Here is a 22,780-nt window from a genome sequence, read left to right as displayed (position 1 = left end):
TTGACTCGCGCCCCGGCCCACCGACATAGGGCCGCCGGACAGCAAACAGGTTCAACGGCTCAAGGAGACCACGACCATTCGCAGACCATTCAAGGCAGGCGCGCCCGTCAAGGAAGGGCCCCGCTCCAACAGGGACATCCGCGTTCCGCGGGTCCAACTCATCGACACTGAAGGCAAGAACCACGGCGACGTCTCAATCACTGATGCGCTGCAGATGGCCGAGGAGGCCGGGCTCGATCTCGTCGAGATATCGCCCAATGCCATCCCTCCCGTCGTCAAGATTCTCGATCTCGGCAAGCTGAAATACGCCAACCAGAAGAAGGCCGCCGAGGCGCGCAAGCACCAGAAGGTCATCGAGATCAAGGAGATCAAGATGCGCCCCAACATCGATAGCCATGACTATGAGACCAAGATGAAGGCGGTGAAGCGCTTCTTCGAGGAAGGCGACAAGGTCAAGCTGACACTGCGTTTCCGTGGCCGCGAGATGGCGCATATGGAGCTCGGCATGCAGCTCCTGAACAAGGTCCGCGAGGAAACTGCGACGATCGCCAAGGTCGAGGCCGAGCCGAAGCTTGAAGGCCGGCAGATGATGATGGTGCTGTCGCCGAAATAAGCGACAGCACGCCCAGCTTATCCATAGCGCGCCGAGCCTAGCCATCGCAGGCGCGGTGGAGATATTTGGCGGCGCAACTTCCGGAACAAGAATCCGCAAAGGATCGTCATGGCTGCCACAGCCGATCTCGGCCGTTTTCAGGCGCGCCGCCGCAAGGTGCTTGCCGTCCTCATTGCGGTGATCTTCCTGGTCCTGCTGTTCGTGGCTTCGGCGGGCAGCGACGCCACCCATGAACTGGTCGAGAAGGCCGGCGCGGTGCTGATCCTGATCGCCATACTCGGCCGCACCTGGTGCACGCTCTATATTGGTGGACGCAAGAGCGCGGAAATCGTCACCGGCGGGCCCTATTCAATGACGCGCAACCCGCTCTACGTCTTCTCGGCGATCGGCGCGGCGGGGATAGGCGCGATGACCGGCAGCGTCGTCGTCGCCTCGCTGTTCGCGGTGTTCACCTGGCTGGCGTTCCTGACGGTGATCTTCGTTGAGGAACGGTTTCTCGATCGCAATTTCGGCGAACCGTACCGGGCCTATATGAAGCGGGTGCCGCGCTTCTTCCCGAAGCCGTGGCTGTTCCAGGAAAGCGAGTCGCTGACGATCCGCCCGCAACTGATCTACAGGACGTTCGCCGACGGCCTCGTCTTCATCCTCGCCTATCCGTTTTTCGAGCTGGTCGAGTATTTTCAGGATATCGGCACGCTGCCGGTGGTCTTGCGTCTCTATTGAGAGGCCCTGCCGCCGGGGCCAGCGTGAGTCGTCTGGCCGAACGACTTCGCCGACCTTGCAAAAAACTCATTTGGCGACCGGATAGACCCAGGCATAGCTGAACTGATAGGCGTCGCCATCCCGGCCGTAATAATAGGGCTCCGCGACATAGCGGACTTCCGGCACCGCCCCGGACAGTTCCGGTTTGCGCGCCAGCCATGCCGCCATGTCGGGGCGCATCGCCGGCACTGGCTCGCCCTTGCGGCGCCAGACGAACAGCGCGGGATGCGTGGCATCGAACACGTAGGAATCCTCGAAACCCTCGTAGCCCGGCACCATGACTGGAATGCCGACGGCATACTGGCGCAGATTGCCGGCCATCTGCTGGTCGCTTGCCAGGATCATCGACGGACGGTCCTTGCCGGAGGACAATATGGCCGCGATTGCCGGACCGTAAGGCACGTTCTGCTTGCCGTAGCGGCCCATGGCGCCGACCAGCGGCGTCCGCGCGAACAGCACGAGCGGCACGATCACCATGATGCCAATCACGATGACGCCGAACCGGCGCGCCGCGCCTTCGAATGTTTCGCCGGACGCTTCGATCTTTGCGCAGAGGTAGATCGGCAGCAGGAAGAAGAACGGAACGAGCCACCGGTCCTTGATGTTGCTGGCGCCGCCGACCACCACGAGCAGGACCAGCACGACAACAATGATCAGGAACATCCGGCCGATCAGGCGCGTCCAACGGGTTTCCGCTTTCCACGAGCGTAGCAAGGTCCGGCCGAACGCCAGCGCGAAGAAAAGCAGCGTCGGCAGCACGAAGACGGCAAGAGCCCCGGCCAGCGACAGCATGCCCTCGCCGATCAACGCGATCCGACTGCCATGGGCGTCCTCGGTCAGCTTGCCGATGCTTCCGCTCGTGGCCTTGCCGACATGATCCATGAACCAGATGGCATGCGGCGTGACCAGAACTGCGCTGACGATGATCGTCAGAAGGATGCGCGGGTCGAACAGTCTTGCCCGCAGATCGCGTTCAGGCAGGACAGCGATGATGGCTGCGGCCGGAAGCAGAACGAAATTGTACTTAGACATCACGCCGATCCCGATGGCGATGCCGCACAGCGCGTAGTTCAACGCGCTCGGATGGCGCAACGTCCGGAGGAAGAAATAAACGAAGAGGCACCCAGCGAAAAGCACCGCCACCGTATGCGTCAGGTCGCGTTGCGCCTCGAAGCCGATCTGCGGAATGGTGATCAGGCCAAGCGTTGCGATGACGGCCAGAACCCGATCGCGGATCAGGAGACTGGCCGTCAGCCCGAACAGCAGGTAGCAGCAGAACAGAATCAGGTTCTTGAGAAACGACACCGCCAGCACGGTGCTGCCGAAGATCTGCACCACACCATACTGCAGCCAGTTGTAGAAAGGGGGCTGGGTATCGTAGCCGGTGGCCAGCCACTGCGCGAGGAAGAGCTGCTGGCCTTCGTCGAGTTCCAGCGAGGCCGGCAGGCTGAGGCGGACGAGCAGGTTGACGAGGAAATATGCGGCCAGCAACAGATAGACGGCGCCGCCGTTGCGCGCCAGCCGCTCGATCATGTCAGTTGTCCCGGCTGTAGCTGTTGCGGACGACATAGTTCCGGGCTTCGCCATGGGTCCGGGCCAGCATCTCGGCTAGGATTCCGGTGGTGATCATCTGCACCGCGCCGATGAACAGCATGACGGCGATGGTCAGCATCGGGCGGGTGCCGATATCCTCGCCGAGGAAAAACTTCACGACGAAGAGATAGAGGAAGGCCAGCCCGCTGAGGCCGCCGAAGACAAGTCCGATCGTGCCGAAGAAATGCCCCGGCCGATGCCGGAAACTCATGAAGAACAGGACCGACAGCAGATCGAGCACCACGCGGAAGGTCCGCGAGATTCCATATTTGGACTGGCCAAACTGGCGCGCATGATGGCTGACGACCATCTCGTCGATGCGTGACGTCGGCACGACGCTGCCAATCCAGGCCGGAATGAAGCGGTGCATGCCGCCCATGATCCGCACCTGCTTCAGCACCTTGGTGCGATAGACCTTCAGCCCGCAGCCATAATCGTGGACCTTCACGCCTGTCACCTTGCGGATCAGCCGGTTGGCGGCCCAGGAGGGTATGAGCCGCAGCATCAGCCCGTCCTGCCGGCTCTTGCGCCAGCCGCAGACAAGATCGAGCTTCCGTTCCTCGAGCATGGCGATCATCTTGGGGATGTCGTACGGGTCATTCTGCAGGTCGCCATCGAGTGTGGCGAGCAGGCGGCCGCGAGCCGCGTCTATGCCCGCCTGCAGTCCGGCCGCCTGGCCGAAATTGCGCTGGAATTCGATGATCCTGAGATCGAGCCCCTCGCGGGCGAACTCCTTGCGCGCATTGGCCAGCGTGTCGTCCGTCGAGCCGTCGTCGATGAGGATCAGTTCCCACGGCTTGCCGAAGTCCTTGAGGGCATCGCAAACACGCTCGACCAGCGGCGCGACGCTTTCTTCTTCGTTGCGAAACGGAATAAGAACTGAAAGTTCGACTTCGGCTTCCGCTTCTTTAACGAAAAGCGGCAGAGTTTGGGATTGCGGCACAGGGTCTCCCGGGAAAGTCCGGCTTTGGGCCGCCCTGTTACAGCAGCAGGCGGTTTTAGACAATCATGGGCAATGGCGGCCACGTGGCTGAGAGCGGAACCCGGCGGAATTGGCTGGTGAGGAACAGGCTTGTCCTGCTCGCCACGGTGGCGATTTTTGCCTACGCCGCCTTCGTGCAATGGATCTGGGGATGGCCTTCGATCCTGGCCGCATGGCGGCAGGTCGGGATCGGCACGATCCTGCTCGCCCTTGCTCTATTGGTCTCAACCTATTTCGTCCGCGCCCATCGCATTCACGATTATTTTCCGCGCGAGACGGCCGGCCGCTTCCTCTGGCTGCTGCGGGTGACACAGATCCACAACATCCTCAACATCATGCTGCCATTCCGTGCGGGGGAGACCAGCTTTCCGCTGCTGATGCGCTCCGAATTCGGCGTGCCGCTCGTCCACGGCACGTCGGCGCTCCTGGTCCTCAGGCTGCTCGACCTGCATGCGCTTCTGGCCGCCGCCGGCGCGGGACTGGTTGCCGGAACCGGCTACCGGCTCTGGGCCTGCGGTCTCTGGCTGCTTTTCCTTGTCGCGCCGCTCCTCGTTTTCCCGTTCCGCGCGACGGCGCTTGGCGTCGCCCGTGAAAAACTCCCCGCCAAATTCACGAAACTGGTGGACCAAGTCGACGACGGCATTCCACGCAATCTCGCCGCCTTCATCCGCGCCTGGGCAATCACGGTGCTGAACTGGGGCGTCAAGGTGCTGGTGCTGGCGTGGGTCCTGGCGCTGATGGGCGTCGGCCCGCTTGCCGCCTGTTTCGGCGGCGCGCTGGGCGGCGAACTTTCATCGGTGCTGCCGCTGCATGCGCCGGGAGGGGTCGGCACCTATCCGGCGGGCATCGCCGCCGGCGCGGCAGCGTTCGGCGACGGTGAGGAAGCGGACGCACTCGCCGTGCTCGCAAGGGCGGGCATCAACGCCCATCTGCTTGTAATCGTCTCGGCGCTCGTGGGAACCGGCATTTCCCTGGTTTTGCCCGGTCTGGTGGGCGCCGGGCGTGGCAGAGAATAGCGGAAAAGGATTCTGCTCAGTCCGGTTGCACTTTTGCTGACTCGCCGCTATAAGGCCGCGTTCTGAAAAAACCGCCCGGCAGGGCATGCCGTGGCGGTTTCATTTGCTTTCCGGGCTTTGGTCGGCTCTGGAAACAACAACAGGGGCGCTCGAAGCCCCGCATAGGAGTAGCAAAATGCCCAAGATGAAGACCAAATCGGCCGCCAAGAAGCGGTTCAAGATCACCGGCACCGGCAAGGTGCTGGCCGCAGCCGCCGGCAAGCGGCATGGCATGATCAAGCGTTCCAACAAGTTCATCCGCGACGCGCGCGGCACGATGGTCCTGTTCAAGGCCGACGGCGAGAAGGTCGTGAAGAATTTTCTGCCGAACGGCGGCGGCCTCTGAGCCCGGAACGAATTAAGGAGATCATGACATGGCACGCGTAAAGAGAGGCGTCACCTCCCACGCCAAGCACAAGAAGGTCCTGAAAGCCGCCAAGGGTTTCTACGGCCGCCGCAAGAACACCATTCGCATCGCCAAGCAGGCGGTCGAAAAGTCGATGCAGTACGCCTACCGCGACCGCAAGGTGCGCAAGCGCAACTTCCGCGCTCTGTGGGTGCAGCGCATCAACGCCGGCGTGCGCGAGCACGGCCTGACCTACGCCCGTTTCATCGACGGCCTCAACAAGGCGGGCATCGAGATCGACCGCAAGGTGCTGTCCGACATGGCTATCCACGAGCCTCAGGCTTTCGCCGCACTTGTCGGCAAGGCCAAGGTCGCGCTGGAATATCTCAAGAACACCATGCCGAACGCTTTTGAGAGCGCTGTAGCCTAACCAGCGCCTTCCCAAGCTTTCGAAATTCTGATTTGGGAAACCCGCGCTGGGGAAACTGGCGCGGGTTTCTGTTTTTGCGCTCGATTTCACTTTTTAAAGTGAAATTCGACTTTGAACCGTGAGTTTGACCGTGAACGTCGCAGCTTCGAACATTGAAACGCTGGAAAGCGCCCTGCTGGCCGACATCGCCTCGGCTTCTGACGAACCGGCGATCGAGGCCGTGCGCGTCGCAGCGCTCGGCAAGAAGGGCTCGATCTCCGAGCGCATGAAGACGCTCGGCGCCATGAGCCCGGAGGAGCGCCAGTCGATGGGGCCGGTGCTCAACGGCCTGAAGAACCGCGTGACCGACGCACTCGCCGCCCGCAAGGCGGAACTCCGGGACGTGGCGATCGCCGCCCGGCTCGCTGCCGAAAAGGTCGACGTGACACTGCCCGTGCGCCAGTCGCCGGCCGAGCGCGGCCGCATCCATCCGATCAGCCAGGTCATCGACGAGATCACGGCCATCTTCGCCGACATGGGGTTTTCGGTCGCCGAAGGTCCGGACATTGAGACCGACCACTACAACTTCACGGCGCTCAACTTCCCCGTCGGTCATCCCGCCCGCGAGATGCACGACACGTTTTTCCTGCCCCCAGACGCCAATGGCGAGCGAAAGGTGCTGCGCACCCATACCTCGCCCGTGCAGATCCGAACGATGGAGGCGCAAAAGCCGCCGATCCGCATCGTTATTCCGGGAAAAACCTACCGGCAGGATAGCGACGCCACCCATTCGCCGATGTTCCATCAGGTCGAGGGACTGGTGATCGACAAATCAGCCAATGTCGCCAACATGAAGTGGGTGCTGGAAGAGTTCTGCAAGGCGTTCTTCGAGGTGCCGCAGGTCAAGATGCGCTTCCGCCCGAGCTTCTTCCCCTTCACCGAGCCGTCGCTGGAAGTCGACATCCAGTGCGACCGCTCGCGGCCGGGCGAAGTGCGCTTTGGCGAAGGCAGCGACTGGATGGAAATTCTTGGCTGCGGCATGGTGCATCCCAACGTGCTGCGCCATGGCGGGCTCGACCCCGACGAATACCAGGGTTTTGCCTGGGGCATGGGCATCGACCGCATCGCCATGCTGAAATACGGCATGCCCGACCTGCGCGCCTTCTTCGACGCAGACGTGCGCTGGCTTCAGCATTACGGTTTTCGGCCGCTCGATATGCCGACGCTGTTCGGGGGGCTGAGCAGCTAGGGGCAGGTAACGGGAGCGACGTATGGCTACTGCCGAGCATCAAGAGCCGAACCATACCGGCGGATGCCGCTGCGGTGCGGTGCGGTTCGAGACCAGCGCCGAACCGCATCACGTCAGCTATTGCCATTGCGCCGATTGCCGGCGGGCCACGGATGCCCCGGTCGCGGCCTATGTCGGCTTCATGACCGACGAGGTGGCGCTGGGAGGCAATTCGCTCGCCCGCTTCGAGAATGGGCCGGTGACGCGCAGTTTCTGCGGCGTCTGCGGTTCGCCCATCGCCTACGTGGACGCCCGTATCGGCGACCGCATCTATTTCATGCTTGGCGCGATGGACCAGCCCGCGCTCTATCGCCCGACCCGTCATTCCTACGTGCGCTCGCAACTGCCCTTCGTCCATATGCCGGACAGCCTGCCGCGCCACGACAGGACAAGCGTACCCAGACCCGACGGAACCCTCGAATGAAACTTACCCTCTCTTGGCTCAAGGATCACCTTGAGACCGACGCCCCGCTCGAACAGATCGTCGAGCGGCTGACCTCGATCGGGCTCGAAGTGGAGTCGGTCGACGACAAGGCAGGCCTGAAGCCGTTCGTCATCGCAAAAGTGATCACGGCGGAAAAACACCCCGACGCCGACAAGCTGCGCGTGCTGATGGTCGATACCGGTGACGGCAAGCCGCCTGTCCAGGTCGTCTGCGGCGCGCCGAATGCGCGCGCCGGCCTGGTCGGCGCCTTCGCCGCGCCGGGCGCCTATATTCCCGGCACCGGCATCACGCTTGGCGTCGGCAAGATCCGCGGGGTCGAAAGCCGCGGCATGATGTGCTCCGAGCGCGAGCTGGAGCTTTCCGACGCGCATGACGGCATCATCGAGCTACCTGCCGACGCGCCGGTCGGAGGGCCCTACGCGCATTGGGCGAAGCTCGACGATCCGGTCGTCGAGATCAACCTGACGCCCAACCACCCTGACGCCACCGGGGTGCACGGCATTGCCCGCGACCTCGCAGCCAGCGGCCTAGGGCGGCTGAAGACCGCCCCGGTCGAGCCCGTTGCCGGCGAGGGCGACTGCCCGGTGGGGCTGACCATCGAAGCGCAGGACCTCTGCCCCGGCTTCGCGCTCCGCCTGGTCCGCGGCGTCAAGAACGGCCCGTCGCCGAAATGGCTGCAGCAGCGGCTGCTGGCGATCGGCCTGCGCCCGATCAATGCGCTGGTCGACATCACCAACTATCTGACCTTCGACCGCGGCCGGCCGCTGCATGTGTTCGACGCCAGGAAGGTCGCAGGCAATCTCGTTGTCCGCCGCGCGGCGCAGGATGAGATGGTGCTGGCTCTCGACGGGCGGCCCTACACGCTGACGCCCGAGATGTGCGTCATCGCCGACGACAACGGCGTCGAATCGATCGCCGGCATCATGGGCGGCGAGCATTCCGGCTGCGACGAAGCCACCACCGACGTGCTGATCGAATCGGCACTTTGGGCGCCGCTGAACATCGCCCGCACGGGCCGCACGCTGGGCATCATCACCGACGCCCGCTACCGTTTCGAGCGCGGCGTCGATCCGGAATTCATGGTTCCCGGCCTCGAACTGGCGACGAAAATGGTGCTGGATTTCTGTGGCGGTACGCCGACCCGCACCGAAGTCGTTGGTTATGCCGGCCACACGCCGAAAGTGGTCTCGTTCCCGGTCTCCGAGGTGAAACGCCTGACCGGCCTCGACGTGTCGAAAGCCGAGAGCCTCGACATCCTGACTCGCCTTGGCTTCGCGCCGAAAGGAGACGGCGATGTGGTCGATGTCACCGTCCCGTCCTGGCGGCCGGACGTCGACGGCAAGGCCGATCTGGTCGAGGAGGTCATGCGCATGCATGGCGTCGACGAAATCGCGCCGCAGCCGATGGCGAACCACGAGGCAGTGAATGGAAAAATCCTGACGACGCTGCAGATCCGCAGCCGCGCCGCAAAACGCGCGCTCGCCGTGCGCGGCATGATGGAGGCCATCACCTGGTCGTTCATCCCGCAAAAGCACGCGGAGGCGTTCGGCGGGGGTAAAGCCGGGCTGAAGCTGGTGAACCCGATAGCCGCCGACATGTCGGACATGCGGCCCTCGCTGCTGCCCGGCCTGATCGCCGCCGCCCAGCGCAATGCCGATCGCGGTTTTGGCGACGTTGCTTTGTTCGAAGTGTCAGGCACCTATGAGGGCGACGCGCCGTCGGACCAGCGGCGCGTCGCGGCCGGCGTGCGGCGCGGCACGGCAAAACTCGACGGCGCCGGCCGCAACTGGTCCGGCAATGCGCAGACGGTCGGCGTCTTCGACGCCAAAGCCGACGCCATAGCGGCGCTGGAAGCCTGCGGCGCGCCGGTGGACAAGCTGCAGGTCGAAGCCGGCGGTCCGGCCTGGTATCATCCCGGTCGCTCCGGCACGATCAAGCTCGGACCGAAGACCGTGCTCGGCACGTTCGGCGAGTTCCACCCGAGGACGCTGGAAACGCTGGACGTCTCCGGCCCGCTCTGCGGCTTCGAGGTGTTCGTCGACGCCATCCCCGAGCCGAAGGCCAAGCCCACCCGCACCAAGCCGAAGCTGGAGCTTTCCGCTTTCCAGGTGGTGAAGCGCGACTTCGCCTTCGTCGTCGATCGCGGCGTCGAGGCCGGCACGATCGTCCGCGCGGCGACCGCCGCCGACAAGAAGCTGATCGCCGGCGTCTCGGTCTTCGACATTTTCGAGGGCGCGTCGCTCGGCGAGGGCAAGAAATCCGTCGCGATCGAAGTCGCCATCCAGCCGGCCGAGCGCACGTTGACCGACGAGGATTTCGAGGCGCTGGCTGGGCGTATCGTCGAGAATGTCAGGAAACAGACGGGCGGCGTGCTGCGGGGGTGACCGGCCGCCCTGGCGGGGAGTGAAGCGTTCGGCTTTGGCGCAAACTGGAGGCCAACGGTAGCTGCGGACAGGCGTGGCGCAGCCGTCACATTCCGGATGCCGTTCCGGCCAGCTTCACGTCACCGCTTGTCTGCTCACGTTCAAGGCGTTCCAGATGCTCCGTAAGGCGCAGCCGGCTCGCGCTGATATGGCTCCACATGGCTTTTCTTGCGGCCTCGCCGTCTCGCTGCTGGATCAGGTCCATGACCATCTGATGCTCGCGGATCACCTCCGTGGCGCGTGCGCTCGGCTGGAAGTGGACCAGATGGCGCATCAGCAGCCGTTCACCTTCCTGCGAATATTCCAGCGCGCGGGCGGCATCGATGAAGCGCGAATTGGTGGTGGCGAGCGCGATCGCCTCATGGAACAGATAGTCGAAATGGTGCGTGATCCGGCCGTCCTCGTGGGCCTGCACGAACTGCTCCATCGCGGACTGCATGCGCTTGAGGTCCGAGGTACTGCGCCGCCGCGCGGCGAGGAAAGCCGCCTCCGGCTCCAGGATCAGCCGAAATTCGAGGTCGTCGAGCATCCGCTGGGCGTGGAGCAGGGGCGCCATCGCCGACTGAAGGCGGGACGCCACGAGGTGGTCGAGGCCGGCGACATAGTTGCCCGACCCGCGCAATGATTCGATCAGGCCCTCGCCGCGCAGCTTTTCGAGAGCCTGCCGCACAACGGGGCGCGACACGCCGAAAGTGGCGGCCAGGTCCGGCTCGGAGGGAAGCTTGCTGCCTTTCGCGAACTGACCCGAAACGATCGCGTGGATGAGGCTCCGATAGATCCGCTCGTGCAGGCCGCCGGGCCGGTCCGTGTCGAACAGCCCGCCCGTGCCGGCAGCTTGCGCCGGATTTCGTGGTTCCCTGCCGCGCGTCATGTTGCGTTGCATCCTGCGGTTTTCCAGGCGAGGCAAATCAGGAGAGAGATGCCGCCGTCAAGGCCGGCGGCGGCGCTCTCCGGCTCCGGTCCCTCAGATGCAGCGCCCGCCATCGACGTTGAGCGCCACTCCGGTGATCATGCTCGCTTCGTCCGAACACAGGAAGGCGGCGGCGCTGCCCATGTCTTCAGGCGTCGAGAAGCGCCCGAGCGGGATCGTGGACAGAAACTTCGCGCGGACCTCCGGCGTGTCCTCACCCATGAAGGTCTTCAGCAGCGGCGTCTCGCCGGCCACGGGGTTGATCGCGTTGACGCGGATGCCGAAAGGCGCAAGTTCCACCGCCATGCCCTGCGTCGCCGTGATCGCCCATCCCTTGGATGCATTATACCAGGTCAGGTTGGGCCGCGGACTGACGCCGCCCGTGGATGCGATATTGAGGATCGCGCCGCCCTTCTGCCTCTTGAACAGAGGCACCACCGCTCGCGCGCCGAGATAGATGGAGCGGGTGTTGACCGCCATGACGCGGTCGAAGGTCTCCGCGTCGACGTCCTCGAGCGGTGTCGGCGTATGCCCGACGCCTGCGTTGTTGATCAGGATATGAAGCCCGCCGAACCGCGACAGCGCGAGGTCGACGGCTCCTGCGAAACCGGAAGCCTCGGTGACGTCGGCCTTGATCCAGGCGGCTGAGCCTCCGATGGAAGCCGCGACAGCCTCCGCGCGGCTGCCGTCTCGGTCCATGACGACGACGCTGGCGTCTTCGTCCGCGAATTTGCGCACGATGCCCTCGCCGAAGCCCGAAGCTCCGCCGGTCACGATCGCCGTCCTGCCAGCCAGTCTCATCTGTTTTCTCCTTTTTGGGTCGCTAGCCGGCATTGCCGCTTTCGAAATGCCCGCACGCTCAATCGATGCGGATAAAGACGCCCTTCGTGTTCAGATACTCGTGCAGGTGCTCGGCGCCGCCCTCGCGGCCATAGCCGCTCGCCTTGTAGCCGCCGAAGGGAATGGCCGGGTCGATGGCGTGGTAGGTGTTGACCCAGACCGAGCCGGCATGCAGGCGGTTGGCCAGCCGGTGGGCATTGGACAGGTCGCGGGTGAACACGCCGGCCGCCAGCCCGTATGGCGTGTCGTTGGCGCGGGTCACGGCTTCCTCGATCGTATCGAACGGCATGGCCGATATGACCGGTCCGAAGATCTCCTCGCGGGCGATGGTCATGCCGTCGGTCACGTCGGCAAAGACGGTGGGCGACACGAAATATCCATCGGCGAAGGCCGCCTCTTCCAGCCGGCTGCCGCCCGTGACCAGCCTCGCGCCCTCAGCCGGCGCCACCTCGAGATATCCCGAGACTCGCTCCAACTGGCGGCGGGATATAAGCGGGCCGATCTCCGTCTGCGGATCGATGCCGTTGCCGATTCTCAGGCCGGCGGCGAACCTTCCCAGGCGCTCGACGAACTCGTCATGGATGGCGCGTGCCACGAACAGGCGGGAGCCCGCGATGCAGATCTGCCCGGAATTGGCGAAGACCGCCATCGCGGCGGTCGGCACCGCGCGCTCCAGATCGGCGTCGGCGCAGACGATCACGGGCGACTTGCCGCCAAGCTCCAGCGAGACCCGCTTGAGATTGCCGGCTGAAGCCCGCACGATATTCTGCCCCGTTGCCGTCGAGCCGGTGAAGACGATCTTGTCGACGCCCGGATGCTCGGCAAGCGGAGCCCCGGCCGCCTGTCCGGTTCCCGTGACGACGTTGACCACGCCGTCCGGAACGCCTGCCTCGGCCATCAGCTCGGCGATCAGCAACGGCGTCAGCGGCGCTTCTTCGGAAGGCTTGAGCACGACCGTGCAGCCGGTCGCGAGCGCCGGGCCGATCTTCCAGACCGACGCAGCCGTCGGCGCGTTCCACGGGATGATGGCGCCGACGACGCCGACGGGTTCCTTGCGCGTGAAAGACACGATCTCGCCCGGCAGCGAGTTGTCGATCGTTTCGCCATGCAGGGCCGTTGCCATACCGGCGTAGAAACGCAGCATGCCGATGACGCGATTGCGATTTGCCCGGGTCCGCGTGATCGGCATGCCCATGTCGAGCGTGTCGGACAGGCTGATCTCGTCCCAGTGCGTCTCGAACAGATCGGCGATTTTGAGCAGGAGGACCTGCCGCTCATAAGGCTTGAAGCGGCTCCAGGGCCCTTCAAACGCCGACCGCGCCGCCGATACGGCGCGATCGATGTCCGCCTTGCCGGCGGCCGGCACGGTGGCGAGAAGTGCGCGAGTGGCCGGATTCCGGCTCTCGAGGGTTTCGCCCGACAGTGCGTCGGTCCAGGCGCCGCCGATGAACATCTGGCGCGGCCGGCCGTCGAGTGGCCGGCGCAGGCCGGCGGGCAATGTGTGTGCGGTCATCGGAACATCCAGCCTTGGGGTCGTGAGCGGGCAATCACGCCAGCGCCTGCATCGCGGCCTTGATGAAGTCGAGCCTCATCTCGGAGCCGCAATGCGAGGAGTTGCGGTGAAGCGCGGCTTCCTCGGCGCTCATGTAGATGTGGCGCGGCACGGCGCCCAGGATGACGGCGACCGTGTTGTTGGCCGGGCTGACATAGATCCATTGCCCGTAGCTGCCGAGTGCCTGATAGTCGCCGCCCTCGCGCACCCACCAGAGATAACCGTAGCCCTGGTAGGCCGAGTCGGCGCCTCCGGCGACACCGCGCTCGCCGCCGAAATCGAAGGCGAAATTGGGTGCCGTGGGGCTGGTCGACGCCTTGACCCAGCCTTCCGGCACGACGCGCTTGCCGTCGATCACGCCGTCGGCGAGCATGAACAGGCCCCAGCGCGCATAGTCGCGCAACGAGGCGCCGCAGCAGCTTCCGACCACCTCGTGACCGTCGTCCGAATCGAGGATGAAGAAGCCGTCCTGCTCGAAACCCATCGGTTTCCACAGCTTCTCCGAGCAGTAGTCGGAGACCGTCCTGCCTGTCGCGCGGCTCAGGATGTGGCTGAGCAGAAACGTGTCGCCGGTGTTGTAGTAGAACTGGGTGCCCGCCGGATTGGCGCGGGGCCGCGTCTTGAGGTAGTCGAGAATGTAGTCAGGCCGGCGGGCCGCGATCACCTTGATGTAGTGCTCGGCGACGTCGGTCTTGAGGTCGTCTGTGTTCTCCACCCATTCGACGCCCGAAGCCATGTGCAGGAGGTCGAGGATGGTCACCCCCTCGTAGGACGTGCCCTTGAACTCAGGCAGATAGTCGGTGATCGGCTGGTCGACGCCGCGGATCGCGCCGTCCTGCAACGCCGCGCCGATCAGGATCGCGGCGAGTGACTTGACCATGGACGAGGATTGCCAGCAGCGTTCCGCATCGAGTCCCATCGCATAGCGTTCGAGCTTGATCTCGCCGTCCTTGACGATCAGCAGCCCGCTGACGAACTCCCAGCGCATCAGATCGTCGATCGTCAGCGTCTTGCCGCCGCTGTCGAAGGTGATGTCGAGCGGCTTTGCGGCCTGGGCAAGCGACTTGGGTGTTCCCTTCGCGATGGTGCGCGTTGCCCAGATGCGGTCCCAGTTGAGAAACGCCTCCGCCTGGATATTGGGTGACCACAACAGGAAGTCTCCTGCCATATGGCGCCGGATGAACTGGTCGACGGCTTCTCCGTCCACGGTCGTCTGCAGCGTCATGTCGTCATCATCCTTCGGCGGTTGTCAGATTGGAAGTCGGGCGAGTTACGCCGTAGCGGCGCGGCTGCTCGATGCGGGGCTCGGCCTCGATGAGCCGCTGCGTGTAGACATGCTGTGGATTGCGGAAGATGTCGCGCGCCTTGCCGGTCTCGACGAAATTGCCGCGATGCATCACGCCGACCTCGTCGGCGATCGATTGCACCACGGCGAGACTGTGGCTGATGAACAGGAAGGCGATGCCGTGGCGGTCGCGCAGGTCGCGTATCAGATCGAGCACTTGCGCCTGCACGGAAAGGTCGAGCGCCGAGACAGGCTCGTCCGCCACCACCAGCTTCGGCCGGCAGATCAGCGCGCGGGCAATCGCGATGCGCTGGCGTTGGCCGCCCGAGAACTGGTGCGGATAGCGCTCCGCGTCCTCGGGCAGCAGCCCGACGCTGACCAGCGCCTCGGCAATCAGATCCTTCCGTTCCCGCCCACGCGCCGCCATGGGGTCGAGGTACAGCGGCTCCGCGATAATGCTCGCCACGCTCTGCCGGGGATCGAGCGAGCCCTGCGGATCCTGGAACACCATCTGGAAGCCGCGGCGCAACTGCCGCAACGCGCGCGGCGGCTTGCTGAACAGGTCTTCGCCCTCGAACAGAACCCGCCCCCCGGTCGGCCGGTCGAGGCCCATGACGATGCGCGACAGCGTCGATTTTCCGCACCCGCTTTCGCCGACGATGCCGAAGATGTTGCCGCGCTCGATGGCAAAGCTGACACCGTCGACCGCCTTGGTCAGGACATGGCCGGAGAGCGAGCGATAATCCCGTTCCAGGCTGACCACCTGAAGCACGGGAGGCTCGCCAGCCTGTTTCCCCGAGGGCGCCTGGCGCTCGTCCGTCTCGCTTCGCCGTGGCATCGCGGCGATCAGCCGTTGCGTGTAGGCTTCCTCCGGCTGGTGCAGGACGCGTCCGGTCTCGCCCGCCTCGACGCGACGGCCAGACTTCATGACCATCGTCCGCTCGCAGATGCTGGCAATCACGCCGAGGTCATGGCTGATCATCAGCAGCGACATCTTCAGCTCGCTGATCAACTCCCCGAGCAGCGCAAGCACCTCCGCCTGCACGGTGACGTCGAGCGCCGTGGTCGGTTCGTCGGCGATGAGCAGCGACGGGCCGGGCGCCAGCGCAATGGCGATGCCGACCCGCTGGCGCTGCCCGCCTGAAAGCTCGTGGGGGTAGCTGTCGATGCGTCGCCCCGCGTCGGGCATCCTGACGCGATCGAGCAGGCGCAGCGCCTCCTTGCGGGCTTCGGCGCGGCCGATGGCGCGGTGGGCGAGCAGGCCTTCCGCGATCTGGTCGCCGATCCGCATCGCCGGATTGAGCGCGGTCATCGGCTCCTGGAAGATCATTCCGATCCTGGCGCCCCGGACCTTGCGCATCGCGACCGGTGAAAGGTCGAGAAGGTCCGTCCCGTCGAGCTCGATGCGTCCGCGGGCCTTCATGCCGGCGGGCAGCAGCCCCATGATGGCGAGCGATGTCAGCGACTTGCCGGATCCGGATTCGCCGACGATGCCCATGGTCGTGCCATCGGGAATGGTGAAGGCGATATCCTCTACCAGGACCTTTCTGTCCTTGCCCCAGCGCGAGAGCGTGATGGCGTCGAGCGCGACGGAGAGGCTCATGCGCGGCCTTCCGTGCGTGGGTCGAAGCTGTCGCGCAGCCCGTCGCCAAGGAGGTTGAATCCGAGGACGGCGATCGCCACGGCCAGCCCGGGCGCGATGGCCATCCACGGCGCCTGGCCGAGGTAAGTCTGGGCGTCGCTCAGCATCCGCCCCCAGGACGGGGCGGGCGGCGCAAGGCTCAGTCCGAGAAAGCTCAGTCCTGCCTCGACCAGGATGGCGAGGCCGATCTGGATGGTGGCCTGGATCACGATGCCTCCGGCGATGTTCGGTAGCACGTGGTCCAGTGTGATGCGCGTCACGCCCTTGCCCGCAGCCTGGGCCGCCAGGCAGAAGTCGTTCGCCCACACCCGCTGCGCCAGCCCGCGTGACACGCGGATGAAGACAGGAATGTTGAAGATCCCGATGGCGAGGATCGCGGTCGACCCGCCCGGTCCGATCAGGGCAGCGATCATGATCGCCGAGATAATTGCGGGAAAGGCGAAGACCACGTCGGCGACGCGCATGATCGCCTCCTCGACGAAACCCCGCCTGGCCGCCGCCGCGGTGCCCAGCGCCACGCCGGCGATAAGGCCGAACGCGACCGCGAGGAATGCGATCGACAGCGAATTCCAGGCGCCCGCCATCAGCAGCGAGAAGATGTCGCGGCCGAGCGCATCAGTACCGGCCAGCCCCGCTTCGAGCGGCGGCTTCAGCTTCAGCGCGATGCGCATCCTGGTCGGCGGCTCGGGCGTCCAGAATCGCGACAGGACGGCCAGCCCGACCACCCCGGCGGTGATGGCGATGCCCAGATAGAGCCGCGTGTGCGGCCCGAACGAAAAGCGCGGCGCGTCGTCCGCGGCAAGGCTCATCGGCGAGCCCTCAGGCGCGGATCGAGCCAGAGATAGGACAGGTCGACGAGGAAATTCACCGCAATCACCAGGCCCGCGAAGAACATGGCGACGCTGCGGATAACAACCAGGTCGCGCTGCGCCAGCGCCTGATAGGCGAGGCGGCCGATGCCCGGCAGATTGAAGACGTTCTCGACGAGGACGGCGCCGGCGATGAGGAAGGAGAACTGAAGGCCAATGATGGTCACGATCGGCACCAGCGCGTTGCGCACCGCATGCCGCCACAGGACACGCCGCTCGCTCAGCCCCTTGGCCTGCGCCGTGCGGATGAAGTCCTCGCCGGCGACGTCGAGAACGGCCGATCGCGTGACACGCGTCAGCACCGCCGCCTGCGGCAGCGCCAGCGCCACGGCAGGCAACAGCAGGGACTTGAGCGCGGCGACCGGCTCCTGCCAGCCGGGAAAGCCGCCGGCCGAGAACCATTGCAGCGTGGTCGAGAAGACGAGAATGAGGAGGATGCCGAACCAGAAATCCGGTATCGCGATGCCGACCTGCGCGAAGGCCGAGGCGGCGCGGTCGGGCGCGCCACGCCAGCGGGCCGCCGCGGCGACACCGAGCGGCACGCCGATCGCCACGGCAATCACCAGAGCCATGAGAGCCAGCGGCAGGGTCACGGCCAGCCGCTCGGCGATCAGCCCGCCGACCGAAACGCCGTAGGACGCCGACTGGCCGAGGTCCCCTGTGAAGGCGCCCGCGATCCAGGTGAGGTACCGGATGTAGGCAGGCTGGTCGAGACCGAGCTGCTGCTCCAGTGCCGCGATCGTGTCCGGCCGCGCCGCCGTGCCGAGAAGGATCGCCGCGGCATCGCCCGGCAAGAGGTCCAGGGTCGCGAACACAAGAAGCGAGGCGATCACCAGCGTCAGCGCAAAGGAGCCCAGCCGGCGCAGCAGGATGGCAGGCATGATCAAGGCCTTGCTGACGGGTGCATCGATTTCGGAGCGAGCATCATCGAACGAGGGAAGCCGCGCGCCAGATGCCGCGCGGCTTTCCGGTTCGGATCAATCGGCCCAGTACGCGTCGCGTACATAGACCTGTGAGATCGGCTCGTTCGGCCACAGCCCTTCGAGCTTCGCATCCCAAATGTTCAGGCGGGGAAGATCGAAGAGGTAGAGTGCGGGCACGTCGTTTGCCAGGATCTTCTGCGCCTCGCCGTAGATCGCGCTCCGCTGGTCTTCATCCGCATCGACCGCGGCCTTTGCGATCAGTTCGTTGAAGGTCGGGTTGTTGTAGCGGAAATAGTAGGTCGGACGGGAGTAGATATCGATATCCATCGGCTCCGCGTGATCGATGATCGTCACGTCGTAGTCGTATTTGATGAAGACCTCGTCGATCCACTTGGCCGGGAACTCGTTCGGCTCGATGTTCAGGGTGATGCCGACTTCCGACAGCATGGCCTGCATGATCTCGCAGGCACGCGTCGTGTAGGTCATCTGCGGGCATTTCATGGTGACCGTGAAGCCGTCGGGATAGCCGGCCTCCGCGAGCAGGGTCTTGGCCTTGGCGGGATCGTAGGGCAGCACCCCGGTCAGATCGATATAGCCAGGATCGGTCGGTGCGTAGTGGCTGCCGATCGGCACGCCATAGCCGGAATAGGCGCCGTCGATCACCATCTGGCGATCGATCGCGCTCATCATGGCCTGCCGGACCTTGACGTTGTCGAGCGGCGGCTTGGAATTGTTGAGACCGGCGACGAGCTTGCGCGGCGTGGCGCCGACCACGGTCTTGAAACGCGCGTCCTTTTCGAATTCGCCGAACAGTTCGGGGGCCGTGAAGTTCGGGAAGCCATCGATGTCGCCGGCGCGCAGCGCGGCCGCCTGTGCCTGCGCGTCGCCGATGAAGCGGAAGGTCACCGAGGCGAGTTTCGGCACGCCGGCATCCCAATAGTCGTCGTTGCGGGCGAGCTCGACGCGGTTGCCGCGCTGCCACGACTTGAACTTGAACGGGCCGGTGCCGACGGGCTCGGTCTTGTTGGTCTCGACGGTCTTGGGATCGATCATCACCGCGTCGCCCCAGCCGAGATGATAGACGAACAGGCCGGTGGGCTGCTTCAGCTTGATCACCGCCGTCAGCGGGTCGGGCGTCTCGATGCTGTCGATCGGCTCGAAGAACTGCTTTTGCGCATTGGTGGAATCGGCTGCGCGCGCCCGGTCCAGCGAGAATTTCACGATGGAGGAATCGAAGGCCGTGCCGTTGTGGAACTTGACGTCGGGACGCAGCTTGAACGTATAGGTCAGACCGTCGTCGGAGACCGTCCACTCGGTTGCAAGCAGCGGCTTGATCTTGCCGTCCTTGTCGACCGTGACCAGCCCCTCATAGACGTTGCCCCAGGTCACCTCACGGATGGCGACAGGCGCCGAGATTGTTGGATCCAGGCCGGTCGGCTCGATCGGAAGGCCAAGGGTGAGCGTGTCCTTCGCCGACGCGAGGGAGACGCTGGAGAAGATCGCCAGGGCCGCCAGTGCCGGTCCCCACCCAGTCCGCAGTTTGAGCATTGTTCCAGTCCTCTCTGAAGATTGATGCAGTCCGGAGTGATGCGGAATCTGGTCGCGTATCCGAAAGGCTCACGCACAATCGTCCGTCCGTTCTGGTGCGGACGCTTCCTCCATGCCTGTAGGGGGAGCCTAGGGGCATAGACACAAAGTTGTCAAATTTTTTTATTGCTTTTGGCGTGCAGGTGCAGAAAGCTCCGCTGGTCTCGGATTGCCTGCGCGGGAGCAACGCGCCATCCGGGCGGAACGGGCGCGAGGAGAGGATAGCGATGACGGAGCTGCAGTACTGGTCGATCCAGAAGTTGTCAGAAGAAATTCGTCGTGGGTCGATCTCCCCGGTCGAGGTGGTGCGCACCATGCTGGACCGCATCGAAAGCCTGGACGGCGGGCTGCATTCCTACATTACCGTGATGGCCGAGCAGGCGCTGGCGCGCGCCAGGATCGCGGAGGACGAACTCAGCCGCGGACTGTGGCGTGGTCCCCTCCACGGCGTTCCCCTGGCCGCCAAGGACCTGTTCAACACCAAGGATGCGCCGACCACGGCGGGAATGAGCATTCACCGCGACTATATCCCCGACCATGACGCAACCGTCATCGAAAGACTCTACGCGGCCGGCGCCATCATCCTAGGCAAGCTGACCCTGACCGAAGGCGCCTATACCAACAACCATCCCCTCTACCCCGTGCCCATCAACCCCTGGAACGCCGACTACTGGGCGGGCACGTCCTCCAGCGGGTCCGGCGTCGCGACGGCCGCGGGCCTGACTTTCGGTGCGCTCTCCACCGATACGGGTGGGTCGATCCGCTTCCCTTCGGCCTGCAACAACGTGACCGGCATCAAGCCGACCTGGGGGCGCGTCAGCCGCCATGGCGTCTTCACCCTGTCGCATTCGCTGGACCATGTCGGGCCCTTTGCGCGCAATGCGTTCGACGCCGCGACCATACTCAGGACGATTGCCGGGGCCGACGACAAGGATCCCACCTCCCTGCGAGCGCCGGTGCCGGACTATCTGGAGGCGACGAAGCGCGGCGTCCGCGGCCTGCGCATCGGCTTCGACGAGAGCTTCGTGTCGACCGGGACCCATCCGGAGGTCGTGGCGGCGGTCGAGGCGGCGCGCGGCGTGCTTGCCTCATTGGGCGCGCGTATCCGTCCGGTTTCGTTCCCGTCGCCCTATGAGGCGCTGCGTGGCTGGTTCCATATCTGCGGCGCCGAGACGGCAAAGGTGCATGCCAAGACCTATCCGTCGCGGGCAGCCGACTATCACGCCGGCATGGCTGGCCTGATCGAGCACGGCCGGACGGTGGGCGGAGACGTCGTCGGGAAGGCCTGGGTCGACAGGCTGGAGTTCTCCGGCCGGCTCGCGGCCGCGTTCGAGGACGTCGACCTGATGCTCATACCGACCATGACGACCCCCACGCCCACTCTGCCTGAACTGGAGGCATTCGGCGCGGACGACGACGTCTTGCTGCAGATGATCCGCTACACCGCGCCGTTCGACCTGGCGGGCAATCCCACGATCGTCCTCCCGGCCGGATTCTCCGGCGCGAACGTGCCGATTTCGCTGCAACTGGTCGGAAGGCACCTTGGCGAAGACCTGCTCTGCGCGGCCGGCCATGCGTTCCAGCAGGCAACGGATTGGCATCTGCGCCGGCCGATCGCATGAATTTGGCGTCATAAGATCAGGTTCGATCCGACAGGGACGTGGCTATCGCTGGGCAGACCTGAAGGCTGTGAAACCTGCGAGGTCACCATCACCTACAATGACCACCCGCCCAACGGCGGAAATTCGAAGGTTGGCATCACCCACCGGCGCTTCGAATACGGCCTCGTGCTGGAAGGCGAACTGACCATCGAGATCGACGGCGCGCTGAGCGTGCCGGGCAGGAGCGACCTGGTCAGCCTGAAATCGACGCGCCTGCACAAGATCTGGGACTATGGCCGCAAGCGCGCGACGACGATCTGGATCAACCCGACGATCGAGGATGATCATGAGGAATGGCTTTGGTGCACAGATACCGTTTCGGTGGCATGAGCGCCTGCGCGACAAGCTTGCCGAGCCTTCTTATGCCATCCAAGGGTGCCTGACGAGGAGTCAAGGCAGCGCGAGCGCATGCATCAGCGCTTGGACATCCAGGCGAAGCGCGGGATTCAGTGCCTCCGGCCACGTCGACAGCTTGACGCCGACGAATTGCCGTAGTGGGTCGACATAGATCATCTGACCATAGACGCCCAACGCCATGATGGTGGGTTTCGATGCGTCTTCGACCCAGAACTGGTTCCGATAGGCGTCGCGGCCGCCGCGATAGCGGTCCGGGAAGACGGAGGCGTCGCCGCGTCCGGTCTCGCGCACCCAGGCATCCGGGACGATCTGCCTGCCATTGCAGGATCCGTCCTGCGCGTAGATCAGTCCGAAGCGGGCAAGGTCGCGTAGGCTGGCCGACAATCCGCCGTCGGCGATCGTCGCGCCCTCGGGATCGAGCGCGAAATTCGCGTCGTGTTCGCTGCCCATCGGCCGCCAGATCAGATCGGATACCAGCTGCGACAGGCTCTGTCCTGTCGCAGCCTCGATGCAGAAGCCCAGAACCTCGGTCTCCATCGAACGATATTCGAAGGATCGGCCATGCGGCCGCGCGATGGAGGCCAGGGATCTGATCAGCCCGCGCAGGCTGCGTGGATTTGGATTGTCCGCCGGTACCTGTTTCCAGCCGACGGCAATGTCCATGCGACCGACGCCGGAGACGGGGTCGGCAACGTCCTCGGGGAAATCGACACCGCTGGTCATATCCAGCAGTTGCCGCATGGTCACGTCGCGATAGGCGCATGACGCGAACTCAGGCATGTAGAAAGCGACTGTTCGCTCCAGAGAAAACTCACCGGCGTCAGCCAGGATGCCGGCCACGGCCCCCACTACCGATTTCGAGATCGACTGCGTGAGGTGGAGGCTCTGCGGCCGCATCGTGTTCTCATAGTGCTCGCAGACGATCCGGCCATCGCGGAGGATGAGGAATCCGTCGGTCCAGGAGCGGTCGAGCAGGGAACGCGCGGTCGAACTGTCCCCCAGGCGATCCGTGAATTCGAAGCTGTCGAGATCGACAGCGTCGGCGGCGGGCGGCAGCGGGTCGGCCAGGCTGCCGGCGATCGGCGCCGTTGGCAGGAAGTCCGCCAGATGCTGATAGGCCCAGCGGTTGTGCGGAGCGCGATCCCAGTTCGCCAATGTCATGCCGGCGGGGCACTGCGAAGCGCCTACGCCATCATCCGGTTCGATCGTGTCAGCAGGCATATCGGGTGCAGGCTCTT

At 64.8% G+C, this 22,780-nt stretch carries 21 protein-coding genes; 10 read left to right on the top strand and 11 right to left on the bottom strand.

Going from position 1 to position 22,780, the window contains the following annotated elements; genetic code table 11:
* The first annotated feature begins 76 nt into the window (after positions 1-76).
* Positions 77-613 carry a translation initiation factor IF-3 gene (gene infC, locus ACSBOB_RS01900; protein WP_442583940.1) on the top strand — a complete coding sequence of 179 codons (537 nt, stop codon included), beginning with the start codon at positions 77-79 and terminating at the stop codon, positions 611-613.
* A 108-nt stretch (positions 614-721) separates the two neighbouring features.
* On the top strand, positions 722-1,336 hold the full coding sequence (locus tag ACSBOB_RS01895) for a methyltransferase family protein (protein WP_442580780.1): 615 nt from the start codon (positions 722-724) through the stop codon (positions 1,334-1,336).
* A 66-nt stretch (positions 1,337-1,402) separates the two neighbouring features.
* Here the strand turns inward: ACSBOB_RS01895 and ACSBOB_RS01890 are convergent, their stop codons facing one another.
* Positions 1,403-2,908: an ArnT family glycosyltransferase gene (locus ACSBOB_RS01890; RefSeq protein WP_442580779.1), complete on the bottom strand. Its 1,506-nt coding sequence runs from the start codon at positions 2,906-2,908 to the stop codon at positions 1,403-1,405.
* A 1-nt stretch (position 2,909) separates the two neighbouring features.
* A complete protein-coding gene (locus ACSBOB_RS01885) occupies positions 2,910-3,911 on the bottom strand; it encodes a glycosyltransferase family 2 protein (protein WP_442580778.1) in 1,002 nt (333 codons plus the stop codon).
* A 65-nt stretch (positions 3,912-3,976) separates the two neighbouring features.
* On the opposite strand from ACSBOB_RS01885, the gene ACSBOB_RS01880 reads away from it, so the two are divergent.
* From ACSBOB_RS01880 to pheT, 6 genes are all read left to right on the top strand, one after another.
* Positions 3,977-4,966, top strand: a complete 990-nt coding sequence (locus ACSBOB_RS01880) for a lysylphosphatidylglycerol synthase domain-containing protein (RefSeq protein ID WP_442580777.1) — start codon at positions 3,977-3,979, stop codon at positions 4,964-4,966.
* 175 nt (positions 4,967-5,141) lie between these two features.
* Positions 5,142-5,351, top strand: coding sequence for a 50S ribosomal protein L35 (gene rpmI, locus ACSBOB_RS01875; RefSeq protein WP_349004976.1), 210 nt, complete (start codon positions 5,142-5,144; stop codon positions 5,349-5,351).
* Positions 5,352-5,379: 28 nt separating this feature from the next.
* Positions 5,380-5,781 carry a 50S ribosomal protein L20 gene (rplT, locus tag ACSBOB_RS01870; RefSeq protein ID WP_442580776.1) on the top strand — a complete coding sequence of 134 codons (402 nt, stop codon included), beginning with the start codon at positions 5,380-5,382 and terminating at the stop codon, positions 5,779-5,781.
* Between the two features lie 130 nt (positions 5,782-5,911).
* Positions 5,912-7,009: a phenylalanine--tRNA ligase subunit alpha gene (gene pheS / locus ACSBOB_RS01865; RefSeq protein WP_442580775.1), complete on the top strand. Its 1,098-nt coding sequence runs from the start codon at positions 5,912-5,914 to the stop codon at positions 7,007-7,009.
* Between the two features lie 22 nt (positions 7,010-7,031).
* Positions 7,032-7,472, top strand: coding sequence for a GFA family protein (locus ACSBOB_RS01860; protein ID WP_442580774.1), 441 nt, complete (start codon positions 7,032-7,034; stop codon positions 7,470-7,472).
* Positions 7,469-9,877, top strand: a complete 2,409-nt coding sequence (gene pheT, locus ACSBOB_RS01855) for a phenylalanine--tRNA ligase subunit beta (RefSeq protein WP_442580773.1) — start codon at positions 7,469-7,471, stop codon at positions 9,875-9,877. Before ACSBOB_RS01860 ends, pheT begins: the two co-directional genes overlap by 4 nt.
* An 85-nt stretch (positions 9,878-9,962) precedes the next feature.
* Here pheT and ACSBOB_RS01850 read toward each other — a convergent pair whose 3' ends face one another.
* The 8 genes from ACSBOB_RS01850 to ACSBOB_RS01815 form a co-directional block, all read right to left on the bottom strand.
* Positions 9,963-10,799 carry a FadR/GntR family transcriptional regulator gene (locus ACSBOB_RS01850; RefSeq protein WP_442580772.1) on the bottom strand — a complete coding sequence of 279 codons (837 nt, stop codon included), beginning with the start codon at positions 10,797-10,799 and terminating at the stop codon, positions 9,963-9,965.
* A gap of 81 nt (positions 10,800-10,880) precedes the next feature.
* The gene (locus ACSBOB_RS01845) at positions 10,881-11,627 is read right to left on the bottom strand and encodes a glucose 1-dehydrogenase (protein WP_442580771.1); all 747 of its coding nucleotides are present in this window, start codon (positions 11,625-11,627) and stop codon (positions 10,881-10,883) included.
* Between the two features lie 58 nt (positions 11,628-11,685).
* On the bottom strand, positions 11,686-13,179 hold the full coding sequence (locus ACSBOB_RS01840; RefSeq protein ID WP_442580770.1) for an aldehyde dehydrogenase family protein: 1,494 nt from the start codon (positions 13,177-13,179) through the stop codon (positions 11,686-11,688).
* A gap of 34 nt (positions 13,180-13,213) precedes the next feature.
* Complete coding sequence (locus ACSBOB_RS01835) at positions 13,214-14,443, bottom strand: serine hydrolase domain-containing protein (RefSeq protein WP_442580769.1); 1,230 nt, start codon at positions 14,441-14,443, stop codon at positions 13,214-13,216.
* A gap of 7 nt (positions 14,444-14,450) precedes the next feature.
* Positions 14,451-16,106 carry a dipeptide ABC transporter ATP-binding protein gene (locus ACSBOB_RS01830; RefSeq protein ID WP_442580768.1) on the bottom strand — a complete coding sequence of 552 codons (1,656 nt, stop codon included), beginning with the start codon at positions 16,104-16,106 and terminating at the stop codon, positions 14,451-14,453.
* A complete protein-coding gene (locus tag ACSBOB_RS01825; RefSeq protein WP_442580767.1) occupies positions 16,103-16,954 on the bottom strand; it encodes an ABC transporter permease in 852 nt (283 codons plus the stop codon). The genes ACSBOB_RS01830 and ACSBOB_RS01825 overlap by 4 nt, the downstream gene beginning before the upstream one ends.
* The gene (locus tag ACSBOB_RS01820; protein ID WP_442580766.1) at positions 16,951-17,895 is read right to left on the bottom strand and encodes an ABC transporter permease; all 945 of its coding nucleotides are present in this window, start codon (positions 17,893-17,895) and stop codon (positions 16,951-16,953) included. Before ACSBOB_RS01820 ends, ACSBOB_RS01825 begins: the two co-directional genes overlap by 4 nt.
* Positions 17,896-17,991: 96 nt before the next feature.
* The gene (locus ACSBOB_RS01815; protein WP_442580765.1) at positions 17,992-19,485 is read right to left on the bottom strand and encodes an ABC transporter substrate-binding protein; all 1,494 of its coding nucleotides are present in this window, start codon (positions 19,483-19,485) and stop codon (positions 17,992-17,994) included.
* Positions 19,486-19,751: 266 nt separating this feature from the next.
* Here ACSBOB_RS01815 and ACSBOB_RS01810 point away from each other — a divergent pair, with 266 nt between their 5' ends.
* Both ACSBOB_RS01810 and ACSBOB_RS01805 read left to right on the top strand, forming a co-directional pair.
* A complete protein-coding gene (locus ACSBOB_RS01810; RefSeq protein ID WP_442580764.1) occupies positions 19,752-21,146 on the top strand; it encodes an amidase in 1,395 nt (464 codons plus the stop codon).
* A gap of 165 nt (positions 21,147-21,311) precedes the next feature.
* A complete protein-coding gene (locus ACSBOB_RS01805) occupies positions 21,312-21,515 on the top strand; it encodes a hypothetical protein (RefSeq protein ID WP_442580763.1) in 204 nt (67 codons plus the stop codon).
* A gap of 60 nt (positions 21,516-21,575) precedes the next feature.
* On the opposite strand, the gene ACSBOB_RS01800 is transcribed toward ACSBOB_RS01805, so the two are convergent.
* Positions 21,576-22,763, bottom strand: coding sequence for a serine hydrolase domain-containing protein (locus ACSBOB_RS01800; protein WP_442580762.1), 1,188 nt, complete (start codon positions 22,761-22,763; stop codon positions 21,576-21,578).
* Between the last annotated feature and the right edge of the window lie 17 nt (positions 22,764-22,780).

Origin of the sequence: Mesorhizobium sp. KACC 23794 (assembly GCF_052180275.1) — a bacterium.
Lineage (GTDB): Bacteria > Pseudomonadota > Alphaproteobacteria > Rhizobiales > Rhizobiaceae > Kumtagia.
This window is presented reverse-complemented; position numbering and strand designations above follow the sequence as displayed.